The 17,689-nt window shown below is 61.4% G+C and carries 11 protein-coding genes; 7 read left to right on the top strand and 4 right to left on the bottom strand.

The annotated features are described in order from the left end of the window. Window positions 1-144 precede the first annotated feature (144 nt). The 5 genes from PPGU16_RS37305 (at window position 145) to PPGU16_RS37285 (ending at window position 4,901) form a co-directional block, all read left to right on the top strand. Window positions 145-639 (top strand): hypothetical protein, encoded by a 495-nt coding sequence (locus PPGU16_RS37305; RefSeq protein WP_180725826.1) that lies wholly within the window; start codon window positions 145-147, stop codon window positions 637-639. Between the two features lie 302 nt (window positions 640-941). Then, window positions 942-1,256 (top strand): DUF4148 domain-containing protein, encoded by a 315-nt coding sequence (locus PPGU16_RS37300; RefSeq protein ID WP_180725825.1) that lies wholly within the window; start codon window positions 942-944, stop codon window positions 1,254-1,256. A gap of 860 nt (window positions 1,257-2,116) precedes the next feature. Further along, window positions 2,117-2,305 carry a hypothetical protein gene (locus PPGU16_RS37295; protein WP_180725824.1) on the top strand — a complete coding sequence of 63 codons (189 nt, stop codon included), beginning with the start codon at window positions 2,117-2,119 and terminating at the stop codon, window positions 2,303-2,305. Between the two features lie 117 nt (window positions 2,306-2,422). Continuing rightward, window positions 2,423-2,863 (top strand): hypothetical protein, encoded by a 441-nt coding sequence (locus PPGU16_RS37290; RefSeq protein ID WP_180725823.1) that lies wholly within the window; start codon window positions 2,423-2,425, stop codon window positions 2,861-2,863. A 352-nt stretch (window positions 2,864-3,215) separates the two neighbouring features. Continuing rightward, entirely contained in the window at window positions 3,216-4,901 is a 1,686-nt protein-coding gene (locus PPGU16_RS37285; RefSeq protein ID WP_180725822.1) for an FAD-dependent oxidoreductase, read from the top strand. Between the two features lie 187 nt (window positions 4,902-5,088). On the opposite strand, the gene PPGU16_RS37280 is transcribed toward PPGU16_RS37285, so the two are convergent. From PPGU16_RS37280 to PPGU16_RS37270, 3 genes are all read right to left on the bottom strand, one after another. Beyond that, complete coding sequence (locus PPGU16_RS37280) at window positions 5,089-7,893, bottom strand: ATP-binding protein (RefSeq protein ID WP_180725821.1); 2,805 nt, start codon at window positions 7,891-7,893, stop codon at window positions 5,089-5,091. Then, window positions 7,890-9,041 carry a substrate-binding domain-containing protein gene (locus tag PPGU16_RS37275; protein WP_180725820.1) on the bottom strand — a complete coding sequence of 384 codons (1,152 nt, stop codon included), beginning with the start codon at window positions 9,039-9,041 and terminating at the stop codon, window positions 7,890-7,892. Before PPGU16_RS37275 ends, PPGU16_RS37280 begins: the two co-directional genes overlap by 4 nt. Window positions 9,042-9,550: 509 nt before the next feature. Continuing rightward, window positions 9,551-11,215 carry an alpha-amylase family protein gene (locus PPGU16_RS37270; RefSeq protein ID WP_180725819.1) on the bottom strand — a complete coding sequence of 555 codons (1,665 nt, stop codon included), beginning with the start codon at window positions 11,213-11,215 and terminating at the stop codon, window positions 9,551-9,553. Window positions 11,216-11,262: 47 nt separating this feature from the next. Here PPGU16_RS37270 and PPGU16_RS37265 point away from each other — a divergent pair, with 47 nt between their 5' ends. Further along, window positions 11,263-12,837 carry an alpha-amylase family glycosyl hydrolase gene (locus PPGU16_RS37265; RefSeq protein ID WP_180727210.1) on the top strand — a complete coding sequence of 525 codons (1,575 nt, stop codon included), beginning with the start codon at window positions 11,263-11,265 and terminating at the stop codon, window positions 12,835-12,837. Window positions 12,838-13,073: 236 nt separating this feature from the next. Here the strand turns inward: PPGU16_RS37265 and PPGU16_RS37260 are convergent, their stop codons facing one another. Further along, window positions 13,074-15,044: a lytic transglycosylase domain-containing protein gene (locus tag PPGU16_RS37260; protein WP_180727209.1), complete on the bottom strand. Its 1,971-nt coding sequence runs from the start codon at window positions 15,042-15,044 to the stop codon at window positions 13,074-13,076. Window positions 15,045-15,836: 792 nt separating this feature from the next. Here PPGU16_RS37260 and PPGU16_RS37255 point away from each other — a divergent pair. Beyond that, a complete protein-coding gene (locus PPGU16_RS37255) occupies window positions 15,837-17,462 on the top strand; it encodes a methyl-accepting chemotaxis protein (RefSeq protein WP_180725818.1) in 1,626 nt (541 codons plus the stop codon). Window positions 17,463-17,689: the final 227 nt, after the last annotated feature.

Below are 17,689 nucleotides of genomic sequence, written 5' to 3'. Positions count from 1 at the left end.
GTTCGCCAGTTCAATCACGACCAAGCCACCTCGCGCAACCGATGCGCACACACAACACTGCATAGTGACCGGCAGGCTTACAGTCGCTTACTATCCCGTCTCCATAATAAAACGCCAACACGGCGCGAATCGTTGAGACCATTTATGAACCCTGCACGCCAATTCGTCGTTCCGTTGATCGCATCCGTGTTCGCTATCGGCATCGCCGCGAATACCGCACATTCGGCGGAACCGGCATCGGATGCCACGCCCGAGGCCGAAGTGGACATTTCCAAAGGCGGCGAAGCACCGACGAGCGATCTTCACAGCGACCTCGGCGAATTCTGTTTCTTCGCCCACCTCCCGCCCGCCAGCCAGAAATACAAGGTCATCAAGAACATCAAGATCGGCAAGGGCTCGTACGGCAGCGTTCAGGACATTCTCCCGAAGATGGCGGAGTACGCCCAACTACGCGGGGCAGATGCCATCGTCGAGTACAACGGATCACAGCGCTTCGGCTTCTGGCCGTGGCGTCTGGTCCGGCCCGTCGTTCGTGGCGTCGCGGTGCAATGGACGGATCCGAAGCGTTCCGATTGCGAATCCATCGGTGGCACGAAGCTGAGGACGATACTTTCATCGGGGCAGCCACCTGCACAGTAATAAGTTTTCCGCTCGCGTCGCGTGCTTCTGACGCCATCGAATAGCGGCGGTAGTGACCGCCCATACCGGATTCATCGACGGAGATTCGCCGGAAAGTCTTTTGCCTCACTGAATACGCTCAGAGCGTAGTGGCGGCATGCGCGTCTGACGGCCGGGAAAGATAACGATGTTGTAATGAGCGGGTCAGCATCGGGACAGGCACCACTGCCGAGAATGAAGGAACTACTCATCGACGCCGATGGGGAGGCTCAAGGTCGCGTTCATGGTGAATGTGGCCGCTACGCTCCCAAAGGGGAACCATCATGAAAGCACTGGTCAAGGCGGTACTGATTGCCTGCGCGCTGAGCGCATCTACATTCGCGGTTGCCCAAACCTCCAACGCGCCGGTGACGCGCGCCGAGGTACAAGCCGATCTCGTCCGGGTCGAACAAGCCGGTTATCGTCCAGCAGCGAAGGACCCGTACTATCCCTCCGACATCCAGGCGGCCGAAGCGAAGGTCGCGGCGCAACGCCAAACGCCCGAAACGGAGTCGGTCGGCGGCGTGCCGACGGGCGCCTCACAGGCCGGCGCGCCTCTTGCGCTGAACGACGCGCAGCCGGTCTACGATCATCATTGAAGCACGTCATGCTGCCGCGCGCTGCCGGACCGGGTCCGGCGTAAGAGGGACGCGTCTTGGCCTGAACCCTTGAAGGGCGCGGCACGCTGTTCCCCGCCGCGTCTTTTCCTTGATGGAAACGCACCAACATTTTCCCCATGCCCGGCACTCGTAAAACCGGCAGCGTCAGCGGTACCGTCAATTCTATTGGCCGCTCGACACCATCGCATTCTGGAGCGCGACGTTGTGATCTCGCTTGCACTCCGCCGTTGCTGTGCCTGCTCGTGACGTCCACTAAGACAATACTTGGATTCCAGAACGATTCAATCGATCAGGGCACACCTGATGGTCGCCTCGCTAGCCGCGATCGCAATTGACGCAAGCGTTCTTGTGGTGATGGGACTATTCAATGTCCCCGAGTCGGCCTTCGAAACGACGATCTTTCGGATCGCGGTGATTGTTGGCGTATCTCTCTCTGTATTCTGGACACGAAGTCTGGCGCTCATATCCTATCGATCGGCTCTGCGACAGGGTCACATTTTGATGGCCACTGAAATCGAAGACATACATCTGTCTGAAGCATGTCCCTTCCGACCACTGGTGATATTGCATTTTCGACTGAAGGGTGTTTCACGAAATCTGATTCGATAGCGATTCGACTCGTTCAACTTTCACACTGGACGGATGGTTCCAGGTTCACTGGCTGTTGTTGACGACTCCGGTTTATCCGGTTGCCGAGATTGGCGTGAAGCGCCTTGACGTCGACCTCATCATGACATGGTCGGAACGGCGTGTCGGTAACCGGCTCATTTTTGCATCGACAGCAGCAACCCTTCCGACCTGCTAGACTGAAAGTTCCCCTGCAAGCTATGGAGGGAAACATGACGACTATCTACGTCGTGAAGACTGGCGAGAAGTTCCTCTGCACCGCAGAGGACGGCGATATCGGCATGGCGCCGGAGATTAAGGAAGCCACTTCCTTTCTCTCGTATGAGGAAGCGAACAAAGTCGCGAACGAGCACGCCGACCCCGGATACGAAATCGTGGCCGTCAACCGTACGAGACCCTGATTAGGAGTTCAACGGAATGGTGCGGTGTGGCGGCTCGTCGGACTCGTAACCCGAAGGTCGCAGGTTCAAATCCTACTTCCACAACCAGGTGGAGTAAGGTTTTGCGCGATTCAGGCCATGTTCGCCACGGAGTGTTTCGACGAATTTGGGCGCTATGTGGGCGCTGGCCCCGAAAATCCGGCAAAAACCGTCACGCCATCAAACCCGCCTGCGAGCGGGTTTTTTGTTTTCGGCGAGAGCTTGCGTAGGCCCTCTCCGCGCCCGTCAGGCTGCAGCGAGTTCTTCCTTGATTTCCTGGTACTTCTCTCACGCCCGCTCGGAAACGCGAACTTCGTCGTGCCAGGCTGCTTTGGCTGCTTACCGTGCCGCCTTGGCCGCGAGCACGACATCTTCAGTGACGTCGCCTTTCTTGTGCGCTATGACCATCGCCGCAATATGCACGCGTTTCAGCACGTACTTGAGCAGTTCGTCTCGATGTCGGATCGATCTCAACGTCCACAATCTCACCGACAGGCGCTGTTTTATTGCCGCGAATGCTGCTGGCGCGTACGTCGGTAAATCGCTGAGTGCGGTTGTGAACCTGCATACCAACGAGTGCACAGCGGGAATGCATATCTCTCGGAGATACTTCGTGCGTCGCGGCGGCTGCACGACCGTCGTCATCCGGTGTAGTCACGGCCGGGTATTGGCGTTGGGTTCACGCCGATCGTACGAAAAATCTTGAGCAGGGGATGCGCTGGCACTGCGGTAAGCTATCCTCGCTCGATACAGCGTTGAAGCAGATTGAACCGACGAGCGCGTTGCGCTCGCAAAGGCAGCACGCATCGGGCTTCGTTTCGCATACTTTTGAATAGTCCGACGGCAACTTCACCCAGGACGCATCCCGCGCCCGCTCATCAGGAACGGCATCATGGGCAACTACTCCTCTGGGAAGGTCGGTGACCTGCTCGCAGGCGGCAGCCGCCATCATCAGATTTTCCCCACGCTGACCGAGCGACAGGTCGCGTTGCTCGATCGATATGGCGAGCGCCGCATGCTCAAGATGGGGGACGTCCTGTTTTCTCAAGGTGACCGGCATATCCCAATGTTTGCGATCGTTTCCGGAACGATCGAAGCGACTCGCGATTCGCTTGACGGCTCCCATCCCATTGGCGTGCACGGGCCGGGCTGTTTTACGGGTGAAGTGGGCACGCTTGCCGGCCGGGCGGCCATCGCGACGGCGCGGGCCCAAACGGATTGCGAAGTCATCGTTATCGACGAGGAGTCGTTGCGCGCGCTGGTGATCGCAGAGGCGGAACTGGGTGAAACGATCATGCGCGCCTATATTTTGCGGCGCGTCGCGTTCATCCAGGATCAACAAGGCGGCGTGCTCGTGATCGGCAGTTCTGCATCGGCCGAAACGCATAAGCTGCGTCACTTTCTGAGCCGTAACGGCCAGCCTTTCGCCTACTTCAATATCGTCGAGCATCCCGAGGGCAGGGAACTGCTTGAGCGATACGGCGCAACGGATGCCGATATGCCCGTTGTTATCACGCTGCAGGGTGACGTGCTCAAGCGGCCGACGCATCGTGCCGTCGCCGACGCCATCGGCCTGAGTCCAGACCGGTTGAACGACGGGCGCTTCGACGTCGTCGTGGTCGGTGCAGGGCCGGCCGGTCTCGCGGCTGCGGTGTACGCTGCTTCGGAAGGGTTACGGGTCGCGGTGCTGGATACCAAAGCGCCGGGCGGCCAGGCTGGGACCAGTTCAAAGATCGAAAACTACTTTGGTTTTCCGACGGGCATTTCTGGCCAGGCGCTCGCCGGCCGCGGGTTGTCGCAGTGCCGCAAGTTCGGTGCCGAGGTCGGGGTGCCGATCGAAGCGCTGGCAATCGAGTGCAAAGACGCACCGCCCTTTCATATCAGCCTCAGTCACAACGAGCACGTCTACGCCCGGGCGGTCGTCGTCGCGACGGGCGCGCGCTATCGCAAGCCCGCTCTCGGCAATCTGGAGAACTTTGAGGGGCGTGGCGTCTACTACAGCGCGAGCTATATGGAAGCGGCTCTCTGCGGCAACGAAGAACTGGTCGTGGTCGGCGGGGGTAATTCGGCGGGCCAGGCTGCCGTATTTCTGTCGGGTTTCGCGCGGCACGTACATGTCGTGATTCGTAGCGATGGACTCAACGCCAGCATGTCGGACTACCTGATCAGGCGCATCGACGCAGCGGCCAACATTACGTTGCACGTGCGCACGCAAATCGTCGGGTTACAGGGCGAAGACAGGCTTGAGGGCATCACGTGGAACCGGCAAGGCGAGATTGAACATAAAGCGATCCGCCATGTGTTTCTGTTTCTTGGCGCGCAGCCCAATACCGCCTGGCTGCGCGACTGCGTTGCGCTCGACAAGAACGGATTTGTGCTGACTGGCCCTGATATCGGCACGAAATGGGCGTCCGAGCGGCCACCGCATTTTCTGGAAACGAGCCGCCCCGGAATCTTCGCGGTGGGCGACGTGCGAAGCGGTTCCGTGAAGCGGGTCGCGGCCGCTGTCGGTGAAGGTGCGGCCGCTATTCAGTCACTGCATCAGTACCTGGCCTTATTGGGTGACCGTCCTGCGTGATGGTCGGGCGTTTTCAGGTCGCAATCCGTCGACGGGTGAGACCATCACCCATCCAGCAGCGAAGGTTGGAGGTTCACCGCAGGCGTGGCGCTCAAGGACGTCGTAATTGCCGCATGAGTGGCTCGGTGTGCAGCGTCGCCTGATCAGAGAGCGTGTTGACGCAGCAATCTCATGCATGCGCGGGAATTCACGCAACCGGTTTTCTTTCCAGATAGTGCTCGACAAAGCTGAGAACCGCCTTCGAGCGATAGTGCTTCGCCAACTGGTACAAGTGATCTGCGAAGGGGCGATAGCGCTCGTCGAGTTCGTTGAGATGCGCGGCATGCTGCACGATCGCGCGCATGTCACCGAGCCGCGCCAGATGATGCAGCGCCTTGATTTCATCCGGCGGCGGAGCGATCAACGTCTCCGCCATTACCGGTGGCGCGCCAGCGATAGCGTCGCTCCATTCGAGATCCAGCAGTTTTGCGATCTGCGACAACAGCGCCCGATAGTCGACCGGCTTTGGCAAAAACGCGTTCGCGCCCGCCGCCAGACTTTTCGCCGCATCGCTGCCCGACGCGCTGGCCGAGATCGCAATGATGGGCAGATCGCGGAATGCCTGCATCTGCCGCAAGCGTCGCGTGACTTCGAGCCCGTCCATGCCGGGCATGACGATGTCCATCAGCACCAGCGCCGGCCGAAGTGCCTGTATCTTTTCCAGCGCATCCAGCCCGTTGACCGCTTCTGCCGTCTCGAAGCCGATCTGGCCGAGCATGTTGACCGCGACGGCACGGTTTTCCATCACGTCATCGACGACGAGCACGCTCTTGCGTGGCCCCTTGTAACCGCTGACCGCCCATTCGGGTGCGGTATCGACGGCCTGGGGCGCGACCACGGGGACATTCAGCTCGAACGAGAACGTGCTGCCCGCGCCGCGGCGGCTCACGATATGGATATCGCCGCCCATCAGCCGCAAGAGCTGCCGGCTGATCGCGAGGCCGAGCCCGGTGCCGCTGAACCGGTGCCGGTTGTCGCTCGCCTGTTCGAAGGGCCGGAAGATCGTTTCGAGACGCGCCTCGTCGATGCCGATGCCCGTGTCCAGCACTTCGAAACGTAGGCACTCCGGCGGCAGGAAGGCGACGCGCAGTGTCACGTCGCCTTCCTCGGTGAACTTGATCGCGTTGGAGAGCAGGTTGAGCAGCACCTGTCGCAAGCGCTTTTCGTCGACCCGTATGCCTGCGGGCAAAGGCGGCGTCATCTCGCACGTGAACGAGAGGCCCTTTTCCGTTGCTTTCACCCGGATCGTCTCCGCGATGAAGTAGATGAAGCGCTCGAGCGGCACGTCCGTGGGGTCGAGCTCCACTTTGCCGGCCTCGATCTTCGCCATGTCGAGGATGTCGTTGATCAGCGTCAGCAGATGTTCGCCGCTGCGCTGGATCACGGTGAGTCCGTCGATCTGGCGCTGATCGAGGCGCGTGTCCCGCCTGAGAATCTGCGCGAAGCCGAGAATCCCGTTCAACGGCGTGCGTAGCTCGTGGCTCATGTGTGCCAGAAAATCGCTCTTCGCCTGATTGGCCGCGTCTGCGTGTTCCTTCGCGATCGCGAGTTCGGCCGTGCGCTCGCGAATCATGTCTTCCAGATGCTCGCGATACCGGCGCAGCTCTTCTTCGGCGCGCTTGTGCTCGGTAATGTCGCGCGAAATGCCGAGCAGAAACTGCGGCTCGCCGCGCACATCGAGGATCGGCATCTTCATCGTGTGCAAGAAGCGCTGCCCATGACGCGTGTGGACGGGCTCTTCGGGCACGTCGACCATCTGCTTCGACGCGAGCACGTCTCGATCCTTCAACGCGAAGAAATCGGCCTCATCCGGCGGAAACAGATCGTGGACGGACTTGCCGATGACCTCGTCGCGTCCATAGCCGAGCAGTATCTCCGTGGCCTTGTTGACGCGTACGAAGCGCAACGTTGCCGCCTCCTTGACGAAGACGGTGTCCGGGATGTTCTCGACGATGCTGCTCAGGAATTGTTCGCTGGCGCGCGCGGACTCTTCGGCATGCTGACGTTCGACGATCTCGGCCGCCTGGCCGGCCAGCGCCGTGCTGAGTTCGGCCGTGCGCTGCGCGACGCGCGCCTCGAGTTCAATGTTGAGTTCTTTCAGAGCTTCTTCCGCCTGACGTCGCTGGCGCCGGTCTTCGAGGAACTGCTCAACGGCGCGCGCCATGTCGGCGATCTCGTCACCGCCGTGCACGGGCATGCCGGCTTGTTCGCCTTCGGGATCGCCATGGCGCAGCGTATGGCTCACCCGCCGTAATCGCGCTACGACACGGCGGCCGAGAAAGACGCGGGCAATCAGCCACGCGATCAGCAGGCTCACCGCTACTTCGCCGGCCACCCACCTACGCGTGCGGTCCGCCTCGTTGGCAAGCGCCTCGACGGCTTCGCGATAAGCGCGCGACAGATAGCCCGACTGCTGGTGCGCTGCGGCGGAGAGAGCATCGGCCTGGCGGTGCAGTTCGTCGTCGAGTGTCGCCAGTGACGTGTCGGGCGGCGCGGCGCCCGGTGCGCTTCCCTGCGCAGTCCCGGTAGCGAGCGCCGTCTCGCGCATCTGCGCCTCGACGTTGACGGTGTTTCGAAAGCGCTGGCTCGAGCGATGCAGCGCCAGCGCGTCGACGCCGACGTCGTCGCTCGCCGTCGCGGACGCGAGGCGGTCCACCAGGCCATCGAATGACGCGAGTTGATCGATGATCTGGCGATGTGTCTCCCGCACGGCTTCGACAGTGTCGTTGCCGGACAGTTGCGACGCCAGGCGTTCGATCTTCAGCGTCTGCTGCGCGAGATTTTGAGCGTCCTCGAGACGCGCCAGGCGCGCTTCAGCCAACTCACGGATAGCGTGGGCCGAGCTGGACAGCGAGTAAAGCGTCGTGCCGCCGACCGCGACCACGAGCGCCGCGAGGCACGATACGACTAGCGCAAATTGCGCGCTCAGCGACTGAGGAAGGAGCAGTTTCACGGGCGTTGCCAGATGTGGCGATAAATGTTGCGATAGTCATTGGCCGGATCGTAGATCAGACGGTCGCCGCCGTCCGCATTGACGTTGTCGGCCGTCACGAGATGCACGGGCACCACGTAGTTCGTGACGCTTTCGCCGGCGAACAGCCGGTTCATCTCGTCAATCAGTTGCCAGCCGTGCAGATTCAGCGGTTCGGCGACGGTGCCCGTCTGGAAGGTGCCCGTGCGGATTCGCAGAAACGCGGACTCGCTGCCGTCGCCCGCCGACAGCATCGACAGCGCGCTATCGGGCATACCGGCCTGGGTCAGCACAGGCGCGGCATAGTCGAAGTAGATGTCGTTGATTGCGAGCGCGTACGTCCAGCGCTTTCCGTAGCGTGCGAGCAGCGCGCGGGTCGTGCCCGGCATCAGCTCCCGGCTGCGCGAGATCGCGACGTCGCGCACGTCCAGTAACGTGCAGCCACTGCATGCGCGTATCACGGCGGCCATCGCATCGGCCTTGTCGCGCGCGATCGGGAAGTACGCGTCGGTGAAGACGACGACACCCGCCTGTCCGCCGGACTGCACGATAGCCGCGAGGGCCGTCACGCGGGCGACTTCCAGCGGATCGGTCGAGACGTTCATGGCTACGGGCGTGCCGGGCACGGGACCCGCCTGGGCAGCGACATGCCAGCCGACGATGGGAATGCCCCGATCGGCGAACGGCCGCAGCGCGGGTGCCAGCGCGCGGGCATCCGCACCTGCAATGATCAGACCGTCGGGATGGCTGGCGAGGGCGCTCTCGAGGACTTTCAGTCGAAGATCCGGCAGGCCCTCGGAGTCGAAGACCTTCACGCTCCAGCCGATGACCTTCGCGGCTTCCAGCATGCCGTCGACCACACCGAGCACGCCGCCGTTACGCAAATCCTCGGCGAGGACGGCGATGTGTTTGTCGGGCTGGGCGCGCGGCCCGGTACGCGGTCCGCTCCACGGAGTGATGGACCGCGACGCAGCGTCGACGATGCGCTTTGCTTCCGTGAGAAAGCTTCGCGTGCTCCCGGCAACCGAAGCTGCGGGCGCAGGGGCCGCGGTGACACCCTGCGCAGCAACGATTGGCGGCACGCATGCACATGCGCATGTCAATGCCCACGCCAGAGGCAAGCCCCTCATGCTGTTCCCCACCACCCCCGTCGGGGTCGATTGTCGTCCGCGAAGACGTATATGGATGTCGCGTGCGCAAATGGTCCTGCCATCACGATAGTACACCGCCATCGAGGCATTTCAGGGAGGGTTAGGGTAGGGGAAAGTACAGGTGCGAGTCGCACGCACGAGCGTGAGGACGTCCCATGGTCGTCATGCTGGAAAAGGTGGCTCGCACGCACAAACCCTGTCGCGCACCAGGCAGTCTTGCCACGGAGCCTGCGCCCGGAGAACGACAATTCACGGTGCGTCCGAACGCGCAATCACGACCCTAAGCCGCCTTTGACCCGGCGCGACTTCGACGGCAGGTTCACCAGTTACAACGCCCATTCGAGCGGTCGACTCGGAAGATAAGTGCCGTCACATTGACGCGTGCAGCGTGTCGCTCCACCAGCAGCGTTGGGAACAGCGAGCGCAGCGAAAAACTCGTGGTGGCCGGCGTGGCACCGATGCGCAGCAGCCTTGCTCGCGTGACACGTCTATATTTCCGAACGCTTCAGAAGATAATCGAGGCCGCCAACCCGATACCACCGATAGCCATAAGGTTCGAGCACCACTGCATGACGACCGTCCGCGCCAGGCTCGCTATGGTCGTCCGAAAGCAGATTGATCAGACGGCAGCCAACCGGTTCGTTGCAGCCCGAGCGAAACTTCACCGTGCATGGCTCGGCGCCGAAGTTATGTAGAAACAGTACCGAGTTGTTGCGCCAGTGATAACAGAGCGCGAGGACATCGTTTCGCGAGGTGCGCAGTACGTCGAAATCGCCCCAACTGATTTCGGGGACTTCCTTGCGCATGCGGATCATCCGCTCCATCCAGTTGAGAAGCGAGTTCGGGTCGCGCCGCTGCCGGGCCACGTTGACCCGCTCGAAACCATATGCCCCGCCGGATATGACGCGTGTATGAGGCTTTGGATGTTTGGTGAAGCCGCCCTGTGGCTCTGTCGACCATTGCATCGGAGTGCGCGCACACGCCCGCTCGGGGAGGCGCAGATCGTCGCCCATCCCGATCTCATCGCCGTAACGGAACACGGGCGTGCCCGGCAAACTGAGCATCAGACTGTAGGCGAGTTCAAGGCGGCGCCTGTCGCCCGCCAGCATCGGGGCAAGCCTGCGTCGAATCCCGCGCTCATAGAGTTGCATGTTCGGCTCAGGGCCGAACGCAGAGAACACGGCAGCGCGTTGTTCGGGCGTGAGGCGACCCAGATCGAGTTCGTCGTGATTGCGCAGGAACACGCCCCATTGTGCGCTCGGGGGGCGCGGCCTGGTCGCCAGCAGCGCATGCTTCAACGGCTTCGTGTCACCCGTTGCGAGGGTATAGAAGGTATTCTGGTTCACCTGGAAGTTGAACATCATGGGCAAGCGCTCGCCTGCATCACCGAAATACTCGAGGTCTGTATCCGGGAGTACATTCGCTTCCGCCAGAATGATCGCGTCACCTTCACGCCATTGCAGGAATTCTCGAAACGTCCGCAGCATTTCATATTGCTCGACGGGCTGGCGCACCTTCGGTCCCTTGGTTGAAATTACAAATGGCACTGCATCCATCCGGAATCCGGATACGCCGAGCTGGATCCAGAAGCCCATGATTTTCAGCAACTCAGCCTGAACATGAAGGTTGGTGGTATTCAGGTCCGGCTGAAAATCGTAGAAGCGATGGAAGTACCAGCGCTTTGCACATTTGTCGAAACTCCATGTCGATTTCTGCACGCCTGGAAATACCACGCCACGTTGTGCGTCTGGCGGCTTTTTATCTGACCACACATACCAGTCGCGATATTTCGAATCAGGATCGCTGCGTGCTTCCTTGAACCACGGGTGTTGGTCCGAAGTGTGATTGACCACGAGGTCGATGATCACCCGCAGGCCGCGCTCGGCACAGGCGTGGGTAAATTCGGCGAAGTCGCCGAGCGTGCCGTATCTGGGATCGACGTTGTAGTAGTCGGAAATGTCGTAACCGTTGTCACGTCCGGGCGAAGGTTGAATGGGCATCAACCAGATCGCCGTCATGCCGAGACCTTGAAGGTAGTCGAGCCGACGCATGAGTCCCTGGAAATCACCGACACCGTCGCCATTGGCGTCCATGAAGGTCCCTACCGATAGACAGTAGATGATGGCGTTCTTGTACCAGAGGTCGTTGAGCATATGGTCCGCACGTGGCGCCAGGCGGTCGACTATGTAGAGGAATTGAAATGCCGGAGCTGAAGTGGTGGCAACGCGGTGTGATCTATCAGATCTATCCTCGCTCGTTTCAGGACAGCAATGGCGACGGCATCGGTGATCTCGTCGGCATTGACGCACGTCTTGAATACGTCTCCGCGCTGGGCGCCGACGCTGTCTGGATTTCGCCCATCTATCCATCTCCCATGGCGGACTTCGGCTATGACGTGGCGGACTACTGTGACATCGATCCCATGTTCGGCAGCCTGCCGGAGTTTGAGCAATTAGTGATCCACGCCCATCACCTCGGCCTCAAGGTACTGCTCGATTTCGTGCCGAACCATTCGTCGAACCGGCATCCATGGTTCGAGGAAAGCCGCTCATCTCGCGACAATCCGAAGCGCGACTGGTATCTGTGGCATGACCCCGCGCCCGACGGCGGCCCACCGAACAACTGGCTGAGCCGCATGGGTGGTTCTGCGTGGGAGTGGGATGAACATACGGGCCAGTACTACTATCACGCGTTCCTGCCCGAGCAGCCCGATCTGAACTGGCGTAATCACGATGTACGCCGCGCGATGGATGGCGTGTTGCGATTCTGGCTCGATCGCGGTGTCGACGGATTTCGCGTGGACGTGTTGTGGCTGCTCATCAAGGATGACCAGTTTCGCGACAATCCACTGAACCCCGCATATCAACCTGGTGAACCGGAGCATCATCGGTTATTGCAGACCTACACGGAAGATCAGCCGGAAGTGCACGAGATCGTGCGCTCGATGCGGGCCACGCTGGACGATTATGGCGACCGTGTGCTGATCGGCGAGATCTACTTGCCGGTTACGCAACTGATGAAATACTACGGCGCGGCCGGCGATGGGGCGGACATGCCGTTCAATTTCCAGTTGCTCAATGCGAGATGGAGCGCAGCCACGATTGCCGGCATGATCCGGGATTACGACAGGGCGTTGCCTGAGCATGCCTGGCCAAACTGGGTCTTGGGCAATCACGACAATCCGCGGATCGCATCGCGCGTGGGCGCTGCTCAGGCACGCGTGGCCGCTGTGCTGCTGCTGACGTTGCGGGGAACGCCGACGATCTATTACGGTGACGAAATTGGCATGACGGATGGGGACATCGAACGGGATCAGGTCAGGGACCCGGCTGAACTCAGGCAACCAGGCATGGGTCAGGGACGCGATCCCGAGCGCACGCCAATGCAATGGGAGCGCTCGCTGCCGAACGCAGGCTTTACGGACGGCAAACCGTGGCTACCCGTTGCGACGAACTCGAGCGTGCGCGAACAGGACGGTGACACGTCGAGCATGCTCTCGCTCTACCGGCGCCTGCTTATCCTGCGTCGTAGCCATGCCGCTCTCGTGCAAGGCACGATTGCGAATGTCGTCGCAAACGGTGACGTGCTGACTTACGAACGCCGATACCGTGACCAATCGCTCTTCATCGCGTTGAACTTCGGCGTCGAATGCGCCATGGTGCAGTCGCGGTCCGGCGTGGTGGTGCTGTCGACGTCTACACGGCGCGACGGCGAAGTCGTTGCGGCAGGCACCATCCCTCTCGCAGCTGGCGAAGCAATCGTCGCCTCTGTTTGATGCTGCCCGACGCGAAGGCTTGCCGCCGCGAACTGCGCGTTATGAGAGCGGGCTACCTCGTTCGATAACCGCGGGCAACGTAAAAGTACGTCACACACCTGCCATGCGGAAATACATGTCTGGACATTCGTCCGGTCGCGTCCAACTGCGCAGTAAATGCTCCGATTCTCTGTGCGGTACTCGTCGGGCACATTTGACTTTCTGTCGACTGGCGAACGTCGAGATGCATGCATGACTCATCGGGGCTCGATCTGGCCAAGCCGCTGCGTCAGCGATTGCGGATGGCCATCAAAAAGCGCCGCGTAGTACACCGTGTTCGACAATACATTCTTGACGTAGTCGCGGGTTTCGTTGAACGGAATCGTCTCCGCGAAAATGGCACCTTCCACCGGACGCGGCAGGTTGGCCTGCCACTTACGCGAGCGCCCAGGGCCGGCGTTATAGCCGGCCGTCGCGAGTACGGCAGAACGGTCAAGCTGGTTGTAAATCATCGATAGATAGTACGTGCCGAGCAGGATGTTCGTGTCGATGTCGTTCATCCTCGCCCGCGAGATCGTACCGAGCCCGATCTTCCTCGCGACCATCGCGGCCGTGTCTGGCATCACCTGCATCAGACCGCCCGCGCCAACCTCCGAGCGCGCATTGATGATGAAGCGCGACTCCTGACGAATGAGGCCATACGCCCATCCGACGTCGAACCCGGTGGACTGCGTATCGCGCTCGACAATCGTGCGGAATGGCGCCAGGTACCGCAGCGAAAAATCATGTTCCGCCTGCGTCCTGTCGGCAGTGCTCACAGCCCGGTCGTAAAGCTCGATGCGGCGCGCGTACTCGGCGACTGCGAGCAGTTGTCGGTCGGTCATGCCGCGCAGCTGCCAGTTCCATTCGCGGTTGCCTTCCGTACGCAGGTGCAGCGCGTAAAAGCGTTTCGCCAGCTCGAAGCCTGGTATCCGGCTGGCCCGCTCAACTTCTTCGTCGGTCGCCCTGGTTTGTGGCGGGATCACGACCTGCCGGCCGAGCGCCTCGGAGGCCAACTGGCCATAGAAGGTGTAGTTACCCGCGATCGTTCGGAAAGCCTGGTCGGCCGCTGCCACCTCGCTGTTCTGCTTCAAAGCGCGCGCGTACCAGTACACCCATCCTGGCTGCGTGCGTAGCGCGGCCGGCATCTGCTCGATTGACCAGCGCACCATGGTCCAATCTCCGGCCAGCAGCGCACTGCGCGTGCGCCACTCGTAGGCCTGACTCGACAGGGGCGCGTTTGCCGACAGCCGGTACCAGTTGACTGCGCCCGATAGCTGCCTGATCGCTGCCTGATAGGCAATCGTGCCCCAACCGATAGCCCGTTCCGCCAGGGTGAGCGACGGTGCGATTGCGGTGAGGGTAGCCTCGGCGGCCTCCGGATCGCCGACCGCCAACTGTGTGATGGCGAGCAACGCGAGCTGATGGGAGGCTGCGTCCAGCTGGATGCCTTTCGCGAGCAACAGGCGTGGCTGGTTCGTCGCCTGGTCGAAGAGCAGCGGATCCGGGCGCGCCGCGCCCAGCGCATCGACCAGTCTGCCGCCCGTCGTCGTCGCGCCCTGTTCATAGGCCTGGCGAATCAGTTGCCAGACATCGTCCGGAGTGAACTGCTGGTTACGGTTGAGCGCGCTGATCAGATCGACGCAGCCGTCACCGTGCCACTTCGGCTCGACGAGCAGCGCCCGCGCCGCGTCAGCCACATTTTCACCTCGCGTGGCGCGGGACTCGAGCGCATAGCACTTCACCTGCGTGTCGTCGTCCAGGACGAACTTTGCATATTGCGAATCGAAGTTTTGCCAGTCGTGGCGCGCCCCGAGCACGCGAAGGTAGTCGTTGCGCAGACGGTCGCCAATTGCCTGTCCGTCGTAGCGTTGCAGAAATGACAGCACGGGTGCGTCCGGCGCGTCAAGATTTGCATGCCCCGCGCCAGTGAACAGACGCGGCTTGATCTGGAAATAGCTGAGATAAGCCGGCGCCGGATAATTCGGAATCAGGCTTGCGAGGTGCGCGGCGCGCGCGGGGTCGTTGTCGCGTGCAGCGTCATGCAACCTGATGAAAATCTGATCGTCGGCGGATAGCGAGGGGAACGGCCCGGGATGTCTGGCTAGCACCGTGCCAGACATGAACAATGTCACGGCGACGAAGGCAAAGCCAACGGTGTGAGACACCCGGTGGAGTCGTGTGGACATCGCTGTTTTCTCATTGTTTGGGTGCAGAACATTGAGCCCAAGCTTAGGCCGCAACCCGGCGAAGCGAAGCTTCGAAAAGCACTGGACTCAACCCGCAATTCGGCTCATTGCGAGCCGGATGCCTGGACCACATCGGCGCTTGCGTGTCGGTTGTTTCGTTGAGTGAGAAAGACTGGAAAGACCTGGCGTGGAGACTGAGGGGAAGTCGTCTCCTTCTACGGCGAAGTTCAGAAACCCGAAGACGGGTGCCGTCCGGTCTGACTACGCGACCAATAGTACCTGGTGAATTGGCGGCTGCACACGGCCCCATCGAGCTGCTTCGGCGTGCATCCGGTGAGGGCAGCAGTAGATATCGGTTTGCTCGGAGATATCGTCGTCGTTGCCGACGTGCGCTCGGGGGCCGCGCGCAGCGCGACCTCAACGTTCTTCGGGCATCCCGGGCGATCAGCGCACGCAGATAGACGTTGCCACGCCAGTCGATCCGCCCGAGCGGGATCTGCCGACGTTCGCCGCAATTGCAGATTCAAGCCGCGGGCAATCTCCGCAGTCTCCAGCGCCACGAGTCGTCGAATTAACAATTTCCACGTGGCCCTAAAAAAATAATTTGCACGCAAACCTTTGCGTCATCCTGGCGCAGGGTTCGTCACCCTACAGTAAAGCCCAACCGCGCCGTAATGCGAAATGCATAGGCGCGAAGTGTGTGTCCTGTGCTATCCGGGGAGGCGTCGTTCCGGACACCGAACGGCTTGACTCACCGGTTCGCGTACAACAGGTAACAAGTAGAGTCGATATATGAATCTCAACACTCTGTCGGTAAAGGCCAAGCTCACGGGAGCTTTCGGCGTGCTTGCCGCTGTCGTTCTGATCGTGTCGGGCATATCGCTGAAATCGCTGAACGACGCCAACGACCGGTTCGCAAGTTTCGTGTCGGGCGTCAATGCCCGCGCCAACATGGCCACACAGGTTCGAACCGCGGTTGACCGGCGCGCGATCGCAGCGCGCAACATGGCGCTGGTCACCACACCGGGCGATTTCGAAATAGAAAAGGCCGCCGAAGCGCAAGCGCAGATGGAGGTGCAGGCGAACCTCGCGAAGCTCAACGAGATGGTTTCGTCCGCGTCCGATGCGACTGAAAAAGCCCGCGGCCTCGTGGGCGAAATCAACCGGATCGAGGCCGCGTATACACCTGTTGCCAACGCGATCGTTGCCCTCGCCGTTGCAAACAGGCGCGACGAAGCGGTCAGGAAAATCAACGACGACTGCCGGCCGCTGCTTGCCGCGCTGGTCAAGGCATCGAACGACTACGCGGAGTACACGCGTGCCCGTGCCGATGAACTGGTTAGCGAGTCGGAGGATCGTTATACGACGCAGCGGAACCTGCTGATGGTGATTTGCCTCGCCGCCGTCGCGATGGCGATCGTGGCGGGCCTCGTCATCACACGGGGCCTGCTGCGCGCCCTGGGTGCCGAGCCAGCCGAACTGGGGGCCGTCACGCAACGCGTCGCGTCGGGCGATCTCAGCCCGGTCGCGGGTGCGAAGAACGCGCATGCCGGGAGCGTGCTCGCCTCGATGGGGGACATGCAGGCCAGTCTCGTCAGTCTGATCGCGCAGGTCCGCACCGCGGCGGACAGCATCGCGACGGGTTCCAGCCAGATCGCTTCGGGCAACGTCGATCTTTCGTCACGGACCGAACAGCAGGCTGCATCACTACAGGAAACCGCGTCGAGCATGGAAGAGCTGACCGCGACGGTGAGGCAGAACGCCGAGAACGCGCAGCAGGCCAGTTCGCTCTCCGCCAATGCATCCGAAGTGGCGCACAAGGGCAATGAGGTGGTCGGACAGGTCGCCGGCACGATGGGCGAGATCAGCGCGAGCTCCAGCAAGATTGCGGATATCACCGGGATCATCGAAGGGATCGCGTTTCAAACCAATATCCTGGCGCTGAACGCGGCGGTGGAAGCGGCGCGCGCAGGTGAAGAGGGCCGCGGCTTCGCGGTGGTCGCGAGCGAAGTGCGCAGCCTCGCGCAGCGATCATCCAGCGCAGCGAAGGAAATCAAGGAACTGATCAACGCTTCCGTGCAGAAGATTCAACACGGTTCGGTGCTTGCGGACGAGGCGGGAAAGACGATGTCGCAAGTCACCCGGGCCGTCGCGCGGGTGACCGACATCATGGGGGAAATCGCCGCTGCGTCGACTGAACAAAGCCGGGGTATCGAACAGGTCAACCAGGCCATCACGCAGATGGACGAAGTCACGCAGCAGAATGCCGCGCTGGTAGAGGAGGCGGCGGCGGCCTCCCGATCGCTCGAAGACCAGGGGCGCCAGCTCAATCAGGCGATTGCTTTCTTTCAACTGGATGCCGGAGGCGGTTCGCCCGCGACGGGCGGAAGGGCGCCACGCGCGCCATTTGTTCGTTAACCGGGCTGCGAGCCCAGCGGGCGATGGTAAGGGGAGACACGGCCTCCGACCTCCCTTAGGTCAAACTGTACGGATAGCCCCAACACATATCGCGCGTCTGTTGGGCGACGTGCTTCATCGGGGCGCTTGCAGCACCGCGCCCGTAAAGCCAATTTCTCGTTTAATCAATGGCATAGCGCGATACGGCGAATTGGCACGTCCCATGCAATGTTGGTTTCAAGCCAGCG

It is taken from the genome of Paraburkholderia largidicola (assembly GCF_013426895.1).
Lineage (GTDB): Bacteria > Pseudomonadota > Gammaproteobacteria > Burkholderiales > Burkholderiaceae > Paraburkholderia > Paraburkholderia largidicola.
This window is presented reverse-complemented; position numbering and strand designations above follow the sequence as displayed.

What these genes read in the sequence shown, in the direction of transcription:
- PPGU16_RS37305 (WP_180725826.1), top strand. Translation starts at nt 145, where the DNA reads ATGAACCCTGCACGCCAATTCGTCGTTCCGTTGATCGCATCCGTGTTC.
- PPGU16_RS37300 (WP_180725825.1), top strand. Translation starts at nt 942, where the DNA reads ATGAAAGCACTGGTCAAGGCGGTACTGATTGCCTGCGCGCTGAGCGCA.
- PPGU16_RS37295 (WP_180725824.1), top strand. Translation starts at nt 2,117, where the DNA reads ATGACGACTATCTACGTCGTGAAGACTGGCGAGAAGTTCCTCTGCACC.
- PPGU16_RS37290 (WP_180725823.1), top strand. Translation starts at nt 2,423, where the DNA reads ATGTTCGCCACGGAGTGTTTCGACGAATTTGGGCGCTATGTGGGCGCT.
- PPGU16_RS37285 (WP_180725822.1), top strand. Translation starts at nt 3,216, where the DNA reads ATGGGCAACTACTCCTCTGGGAAGGTCGGTGACCTGCTCGCAGGCGGC.
- PPGU16_RS37275 (WP_180725820.1), bottom strand. Translation starts at nt 9,041, where the DNA reads ATGAGGGGCTTGCCTCTGGCGTGGGCATTGACATGCGCATGTGCATGC.
- PPGU16_RS37270 (WP_180725819.1), bottom strand. Translation starts at nt 11,215, where the DNA reads ATGCTCAACGACCTCTGGTACAAGAACGCCATCATCTACTGTCTATCG.
- PPGU16_RS37265 (WP_180727210.1), top strand. Translation starts at nt 11,263, where the DNA reads ATGCCGGAGCTGAAGTGGTGGCAACGCGGTGTGATCTATCAGATCTAT.
- PPGU16_RS37260 (WP_180727209.1), bottom strand. Translation starts at nt 15,044, where the DNA reads ATGTCCACACGACTCCACCGGGTGTCTCACACCGTTGGCTTTGCCTTC.
- PPGU16_RS37255 (WP_180725818.1), top strand. Translation starts at nt 15,837, where the DNA reads ATGAATCTCAACACTCTGTCGGTAAAGGCCAAGCTCACGGGAGCTTTC.